Genomic DNA, 8,565 nt, shown 5'->3' on the forward strand with positions numbered 1-8,565 from the left:
CGGCACAAGCCCTCGACGCCTGGGCCAGGAAACGCGGTGTCACCCCGTTCGTGGGGATCGCCGTCGCCTACCTGCGGGCGCTGCACGAGTGCACCGGGCACGAGCAGGTGGTGATCGGCACTCCCCACCATGGCCGGCACGATCCCGGGTTCGCCGGCACCGTCGGCTATTTCGTCAACCTGCTGCCACTGCTCGGCGACTTCCGCGACCGGCCGGACCGCGACGGGCTGGCCGACCGGGTCTGGCGGGAGCTGCGCGACGCGCTGCGCTGCGCCGACGTGCCGCTGTCCCGGTTGATCCGGGCGCTCGGCCCGGCGTCGCGGGGCGACCGGACGCCGTTGTTCCAGGCCACGCTGACGTTTCAGCAGTCGGCCGACGACCTGCCGCTGGCCGAGGGCTTCGCCGCGCCGTGGAGCGGTGTGGGACAGGTGATGGGCGGTGTGGAGGTCGAGGCGTTCGACCTGCCGCCCCGCGATGCCGCGTTCGCGCTGGCGCTCTACGGCGCGCGCGACCGCGACCGGCTCGCTTTCCGCCTTGTGTGGCAGCGCGACGTGGTCGACGAGCCGCTCGCGCACCGGCTGCGCGATGCCATCCGCCGCGGTGTGCTCCGCTTCGACTCCGAAGGGTAGATCGATGTCCGCGTTCCAGATCTCAGGCATGAGGACCCTCGGCGACGCCTTCGGCGCCACCGCGAACCGGTTCCCGGACCGGGTCGCCGTGCGATGCGGCGACCGGTCGCTGACCTACCGCGAGTTGGACGAGGCCTCGGCCCGGTGGGCGGCGGTCATGCGGCGGGAAGGCTGCGCGGGGCGACCGGTGGCGATCCTGCTCGACCGGTCCGAGAACATGATCGTCGCGGCGCTGGCCGCGATGCGCGCGGGCGCGTGGTACGTGCCGCTGGACCCCGAGTCGCCGCCGGCCCGGCTCGCCCTGATCCTGGCCGACGTCGAGCCCGCGATGCTGGTCACGTCGGGACGGCTCGCGCGCACGGCCCCGGCCTCCGTGCCGGTCACCTTCGTCGAGGAGCTGGCCGAGGCCCCCGCGCCGGATCCGGCCGAGGCCTACGAGATCGCGGAGTCCGACTATGCCTACGCGATCTTCACCTCCGGCACGACGGGGCGCCCCAAGGGCGTCGCGATCACCCATGCGAACGCCATCGGCCTGTTCACCGCCGCCGACCAGGTGTACGACCTCGGGCCGGACGACGTGTGGACGATGACGCACTCGTTCGCGTTCGACTACTCGGTCTGGGAGATCTGGGGCGCGCTGCTGTCCGGCGGCTGCGTCGTCGTGGTCAGCTCCGAGATCGCGCGCAACCCGGCGGCGCTGCGCCAGCTGCTGCAGGACGAGCGGGTGACCTTGCTCTGCCAGACGCCGACCGCGTTCAGCCGGCTGATCACCGAGGAGGAGCGGCACACCGACCGGCTGCCGCTGCGCTGGCTGATCGTCGCCGGCGAGGAGCTGCGGTTCGCCGTCTGCCGGCGCTGGTTCGCCAAGTACGGCGACGACGAGCCGGTCCTGCTGAACATGTACGGCATCACCGAGACCACCGTGCACACCACCTACCACCAGGTGCGGCGGGCGGACCTGGAGCAGACGGGCAGCATCATCGGCCGGGCCCTGCCGGGGCAGGGTTTCCGGCTGCTCGACAGCGAGCTGGCGCCCGTGCCGGTGGGCGAGGTCGGCGAGATCGTGGTCACCGGGTCCGGTGTCGCGCCCGGCTATCTGAACCGGCCGGAGCTGACCGCGCAGCGGTTCGTCGAGCTGCCCACCGCGGACGGGGGCACCGAGCCCGGCTACCGCTCGGGCGACCTGGCCCGCCAGCGGCCCGACGGCTCGCTGGTGTACCTGGGGCGGGCCGACGACCAGGTCAAGATCCGCGGGCACCGGATCGAGCTCGGCGAGATCCAGTCGGTGCTCTCGGCGGTGCCCGGCGTGGTGGCCGCCGCCGTGATCGTGCGCGGAACCGAGGCCGCCGCCAACCCGGTGGTGAAGTCCCGGCACACGCACACCGAGATCCGCCACGTGCGCGACCTGCTGCGGGGCGGGGCGCGCCGGGCCGCGGACACGCCGGGGCGCATCGTCGCCTACATCGTGCGCGGTGACGACTTCGACACCGACCAGGCCTTCGCCGCGTTACGCGAGCGGCTGCCCGGCTACATGCAGCCGGCTTTCGTGCTGCCGATCGACGAGATTCCGATGAACGGCAACGGAAAGCTCGACAAGGCCCGGCTGCCGGCGCCGTCGTCCGGCGGTTATCTGCGCCCGAGCGCGCGGCCCTCGGACGGCGAGGACTCCGGTGGCGCGCTGACGCGGGTGCTCGGCGGGCTGTTCCAGGAGGTGCTCGGCATCGACGGGGTGGCCGAGGACGACTCGTTCTTCACCGTCGGCGGCGACTCCATCCTGGCCCTCGACCTGTGTGCGGCGGCCGAACAGCGCGGGATCGTGCTGGAGCTGGCCGACGTCTACCAGCTCCAGACGCCGAGGGCGCTGGCCGAGGTGGCACGGTCCGGCGAGGAACGGGCCGGCGTCGAGCCGTTCAGCCAGATCTCCGCGGCGGACCGGGCCCTGCTGCCCACCGCCGGCGTGGAGGACGCCTACCCGCTCGCCCTGCTCCAGGCCGGCGTGCTGTTCCACAGCGCCTTCGGGGCCGAGAACAACGTCTACTGCGACGTGTTCCGGTTCCGCCTGTCCGCGCCGTTCGACCGGGCCGCGCTGGAGACGGCCCTCGCGCGGGCCGTCGCCCGGCACGACATCCTGCGGACCTCGTTCCACTTCTCCGGGTTCTCCCAGCCGTTGCAGGTGGTGCACGACTCGGGCACGGCCGAGCTGACCGTGCTGGACATCAGCGACCTGGACGCGGGGCGCCAGGACGCCGCCCTCGACGAGTGGCTGGACCACGAGAAGAGCACCCCGTACGACTGGAACCGCCCCGCGCTGATGCGCTTCACCGCGCACCTGCTCGGCAACGGCGAGTTCGTGTTGTGGATGTGCTTCCACGACGCGCTGCTGGACGGCTGGAGCGAGTCGGCCGTGCTCAGCGAGATCCTCACCGACTACTGGGCCATCGCCAACGGCTCGATGCGCCCGGAGGCGCCCCGTCCCACCCGCCGCTTCGCCGACTTCGTCGCCCTGGAGCAGGCGGCGGTGCGCGACGAGGACATCATCAAGTTCTGGACCGCGGAGCTGGCCGACGCCCGGCCGATGTCGTTGCCGCGCCTGGCCGACGGCCCGCGGGAGGCGGACGCCGACCGGATCGGGTTCCTCAGCGTGGAGATCGGGCCGGAGCTGTCCGAGCGGCTGGAGGAGACGGCGGCGGCAAGGAACGCCTCGCTCAAGCACGTGCTGCTGGCCGCCCACACCCGCGTGCAGGCGGTGCTCAACTCGCGCGACGAGGTGCTGATCGGCGTCGAGTCCAACGGCCGCGCGGAGGGCCAGGGCGCGACCGAGGTGCTCGGCACCCACCTCAACGTCGTGCCCTACCGGCTGCGCACGCAGGGCGTGAGCTGGGGCGGCCTGATCGACGCGGTGTGGGCCAAGGAGCGCGAGCTGCTGCCCTACCGCCGCTTCCCGTACGCCGAGGTCGGCCGGTTGATGGGCACCTCGGAGGTCAGCGACATCCTGTTCAACTTCACCCATTTCCACGGCTACGCGGCGCTGGCCGGCACCGGCATCCGGGTGGTGGACGCCGAGGGCTACAACCAGACCAACCTGACGCTGCGGGTCGAGTTCAACAAGGACCCGTTCACCGATGTGCTCAGCCTCGACGTCGAGGCCGATCTCGACCGCGTCACCGAGCCGCAGCTGCGGATGATCGCCGAGCTGTACGGCAACGCGCTCGCGTCGCTGGCCGCGGACGTGAACGCGATCCCGAGCCAGCACGACCTGCTGATTGAATACTATTACAGTCCATGCACCTGAGCGGGTTTTCATGGGCGATCGGGATCGAAACTTTTGTCTTGCCATCCACATCGACTAGGAAGAATCGTGCGCCTGGTCCTCGTTTTAACTTTGGCAGAAAAGGGACCTTGTCGAGTCAACCACCAATCAGCCCCAACGTCATTGGCGATTTTAAGGAATGAAAATGCTCTGCACTCCTATGGACACTCAGCTAGTAACAAGACGTAACAGGCCTCGAAAAGGTTCCTTGAGTAACCTGGGATTTGCCTCCAGACACTGAGTCCGATGACTTAACCGTAGTAGCGGCAAGGACAGTTCTCAGCTGGATTTTCCAACCGCACCCCAATGAATCTGGGGATGGTATGCTAATGTAACGAGGGAAGAACTTGTCGAGTCATGCGCCGAGTCCCTTACCAGTGTTGTGCTTTAATAAGGGAGCCAGGTGCCTTTTAATGGGGTATCCCCTCGCGTATACGCCTGTTCCCAGCGCGCTCAGGGTAGGGAGTTGGTACGCGTCATACACCTCGCTACCAGCTCTCAATGGTCTCGGGAATGCGGACTGAACCCAGGGCTAGCGAGGCTCTATAAGACGAGCCGTACACGGGGCCCTTGCCGGGCGCACGGGACACCGCGTACGTGGTGTTCACCTCCGGCTCGACCGGCGAGCCCAAGGGCGTGGTGATCCGGCACGACGGCATGGCCAACCACGTGCTGGCCAAGATCGAGGCCTTCGATCTCGGCCGGGAGGACCGGGTGTCGCAGGACGCCGCGGCCACGTTCGACATCTCGGTGTGGCAGTGGCTGTCCCCGCTGGCCGTCGGCGCGACCACGGTCATCTACCCCGACCTCGTCGGCCAGGACCCGGCTCGGCTGCTGCGTCACCTGGCACAGGACCGGGTCACCGTCCTGGAGGTCACGCCGTCGGTGCTCAACGTCATCCGGGCCGAGTTGGTGCGTAACGCCGCCGCGTTCCCCCCGTTCGCGCTGCGGTGGGTGGCGTCGCAGGCCGAGACGCTGGTTCCCCGGCACGCCAACGCTTTCCGGGAGCTGCTGCCGAACGCGCGGCTGCTGAACATGTGGGGCGCCACCGAGCTGTCCGACGACTGCACCCACTACGAGGTGACCGGCGCGGCCGACGAGGGCGTCGCGTCCGTCCCGATCGGATTCCCGCTGCGCAACCTCGCCGTGTACGTGCTGGACGCGAACCGCGACCTGGTGCCGGTGGGCAGCCCCGGCGAGATCTACGTCGGCGGCGTCGGTGTCGGCGCCGGCTACCTCAACGACGAGGAACGGACCGCCGCCCGGTTCGTGGCCGATCCCTACGCGGCCGAAGCCGGTGCGCTGATGTACCGGACCGGCGACCGGGGCCGTCGGCTCAAGGACGGCGCGCTGGAGTTCCTCGGCCGCATCGACAACCAGCTCAAGATCCGCGGCCAGCGCATCGAGCTGGACGAGATCGCCGGCGCGCTGGCCGCCGTGCCGGAGGTGCACGAGAGCACCGTGGTCGTGCGCGGCGAAGGCGACGACCGCCGACTGGTCGGGTTCTTCGCCCCGCGCGCCGCGCATCCCGATGTCACGCCCGCGCAGATCCGCGGCGAGCTGGCCCGGGTGCTGCCCTCGTTCGCGGTGCCGGACTTCCTGCTGCGGGTCGAGGCGTTGCCGCGCACCCCGCACGGCAAGGTCGACACCGCCGCGCTCGCCGCGTGGGAGCTCGCCGCGCCGGACACCTCCGACGGCGACGCCGAGGAACCCGCCAACCCGATCGAGGCCGCGGTGCTGGCGGCATGGGGCGAGGTGCTCCAGGTCGGCCCGCTCACCCCGAACTCGAACTTCTTCGCGCGGGGTGGGCATTCGCTGCACGCCACGCAGGCCATCGCCCGGCTGCGTGACGAGTTCGGCATCGACCTGTCCGTGCGGGCGCTGTTCGAGCATCCGACCGCACGCGAACTCGCCGCGCACATCGGCGTCGCCATCACCGAGAACACGTCCGGCCGCGCCGAGGCGGAGCGCATCCCGCCGCGACCGGCCGGCATGTCGGAGTTCCCGTTGGCGCACAGCCAGTCCAGCCTGTGGTTCCTGCACGAGTTCGATCCCTCGGACCGCTCCTACGAGCACGGCAACCTGATCCGCTTCTCGGGGCCGCTCGACCCGGCCGCGCTCAGCGCCGCCGTGGACATCGTGACCAGCCGGCACGAGATACTGGCCACGCGGTTCGACAGCCGGCACGGGGTCCCGTACCAGACCCCGGCGCCGGAGCGGCGGGTGCGGCTGGACGTCGTCGAGGTGGTCGACGGCCCGCGACTGGCCGAAGACCCCGAGGCGATGCTCGACCTGGTCAGGGGCGAGTACCGGCAGCGCCGCTTCGACCTGGTGGACGGGCCGGTCGCGGTGGCGCGGCTGTACCGGTTCACGCCGACCGAGCACCTCCTGGAGTGGAGCAACCACCACATCATCTCCGACGGCTGGTCCAACGGGCTGGTGCTGGGCGAGGTCCAGGAGGCGTACGCGGCCGTCCGCGAGGGGCGTTCGCCGCGCCTGCCCGACCTGCCCGCGCAGTACGCCGACTACGCGCGCTGGCAGGGCGAGTTCCTCCGCAAGTCGCCGAGGGCCGCGGCCACGCTCGACTACTGGCGGGGGCGGCTGGCCGACTACGAGGGGGATGTGGGTCTGGCGACCGACATCGAACGCGAGGACAAGCGCTCCCGCGAGGCGGGCTACGTGAGCAGGACGTGGAGTTCTGCCGCCTCGCGACGGCTGCGTGAGTTCGCCCGGGACCGCCGGGTCACGCCGTTCATGCTCTGCCACGCGGCGGCGGCCGTGCTGACCGCGAAGATCGGGCAGCGCTCGGACGTGGTGCTGGGCGCGGCGGTCGCCGGCCGCGGCGTGCCGGGCACCGAGACCATGGTCGGGTTCTTCGCCAACACGCTGCCGTTCCGCTACCGCGTCGACCTCGACGCCACCGGCGCCGACCTGTTGGCCGAGGTGTCCTCGGTGGCACTGAGCGGATTCGAGCACCAGCTCGTGCCGTTCCAGGAGATCGTGAAGGCGACGGACGTGCCGCGTTATCCCGGCGTGCCGCCGCTGGTGCAGGTCTTCGTCACGGTCGACGCCTTCCCGTTCGACGCCTCCAGCTTCCCGGAGCTGGAGGTCACCCGGGAGCGGCTGCCCAGCGCCACCAGCCTGTTCGACCTCGTCTTCGAGTTCATCGACGACGACGAGTTCGGTCTGCGCACCCAGTACGACGCCTCGCTGTTCCGACCGGCGACGGCGGAGCGGCTGACCGACGCGGTGGTGCGCCTGCTCGATTTCCTCTGCGCGCACCCCGACGAGCCGTTGCGGCTGGCCCCGGTGCTCGGCGAGACGGACCGCCACGCGCTGACCGAGCTCTGGCGGTCGATCACCGGGCAGTCCGTCGAGGTCGACGGCGCCGCCGCCGAATCCCTGATCGCCTCGCCGCAATGGGGCGAGTTCTTCGACCGGGTCGAGCAGGACGGACTGCTGACGGCGCTGCTGTTGGCGCTGTGAGGGGCACGGGCGGCGGGGTGACGGGGAACAGGGAACGAGGAGCAGGGTGACCGAGAACGGCGCGACATCCGGCAAGACGCCGGCACCGATGCTGGCCAAACTGCTGGTGGTCGGCTCGTGCGTGATGAGCCTGGCCAACAGCGTGACCGTGCCGTTCCTGGCGATCTACCTCAGAACCTCGCTGGGGCTGGGCGTCGACGTGGTCGGCCTGGTGCTGGGGTCGTCGGCGATCGTGACGATCGCCGGCGGCTTCCTCGGCGGGGTGCTCTCCGACCACCTCGGCCGCTCCCGGATGCTCATCGCCTGCCTGGTCGGCGTGGTCGTGGCGTTCCTGGGCTTCTACTTCGCCGGCGGCGTGGTCGGGGTCCTGCTGGCGAACTCGCTGCTGGCCCTGTGCACGGGCGGGTTCAGCCCGGTCGGCAAGGCCATGCTCAGCGACCTGCTGCCGCAGGACACCCGGGTCACGTGGTTCTCCTACCAGTACGTGGCCATCAACCTGGGCTACGTGGTCGGCCCGCCGCTGGGCGCGGTGTTCGGCGTGTCCGGCGACCGCGGCTCGTTCGCCATCGCGGCGGTCTGCTACGCCGCCTATGTGGTGCCGCTGCTGGGTTTCGTGATCCGGCGCAACCGCTCCGACCGGCCACAGCCGCGCCCGGCGCCGGCCGAGCTGACCGGCGCCGACCGGCTGCGCGAGCTGGGCCGTGGCCTCAAGGCCCTGTCCACCGACCGCCGGCTGCTGCTGTTCCTGATCGCCTCCTTCCTGATGCAGTCCGTGCACAACCGGATCTCCGTGCTGCTGGCCCAGAGCTTCACCGCGGACGTCGTCGACGCCACGGCGGTGCTCGCCGCGGTGCTGGCCACCAACGCCATCACCGTGGTGTGCGTGCAGCTGCTGGCCGCGAAGTTCGTGGCCAGGTACGAGGCGATCCAGGCGCTGACCATCGGCGGCGTGCTGACCTTCGTCGGCATGGCCGGCTTCGCGTTCAGCACGGCGGCGTGGCAGTTCGTGGTCGCCATGCTGGTGTTCTCGGTCGGGGAGACCTTCGTGGCCCCCTCCGAGTTCGCGGTGGTGGACCGGATCGGCCCCGAGAACCTGCGCGGCGCCTACTTCGGCGCCCAGACCTTCGCCGGCATCGGCGG

The 8,565-nt window shown here is 70.6% G+C and carries 4 protein-coding genes; all 4 read left to right on the forward strand.

What is annotated here, in order from left to right:
* A partial coding sequence (locus KUTG_RS45945) for a condensation domain-containing protein (protein WP_043726220.1) occupies positions 1–629 on the forward strand: 629 nt, incomplete at its 5' end.
* A 4-nt stretch (positions 630–633) separates the two neighbouring features.
* Positions 634–3,921, forward strand: coding sequence for a non-ribosomal peptide synthetase (locus KUTG_RS45950; RefSeq protein WP_198047567.1), 3,288 nt, complete (start codon positions 634–636; stop codon positions 3,919–3,921).
* 588 nt (positions 3,922–4,509) lie between these two features.
* Entirely contained in the window at positions 4,510–7,425 is a 2,916-nt protein-coding gene (locus tag KUTG_RS45955; protein ID WP_052396205.1) for a condensation domain-containing protein, read from the forward strand.
* Between the two features lie 46 nt (positions 7,426–7,471).
* A partial coding sequence (locus tag KUTG_RS62490) for an MFS transporter (RefSeq protein ID WP_052396206.1) occupies positions 7,472–8,565 on the forward strand: 1,094 nt, incomplete at its 3' end.

It is taken from the genome of Kutzneria sp. 744 (assembly GCF_000568255.1).
Classification (GTDB): domain Bacteria; phylum Actinomycetota; class Actinomycetes; order Mycobacteriales; family Pseudonocardiaceae; genus Kutzneria.

Bases quoted from the DNA above. Each gene is read 5' to 3' on its own strand.
- KUTG_RS45950 (WP_198047567.1), top strand. From the start codon at position 634: ATGTCCGCGTTCCAGATCTCAGGCATGAGGACCCTCGGCGACGCCTTC.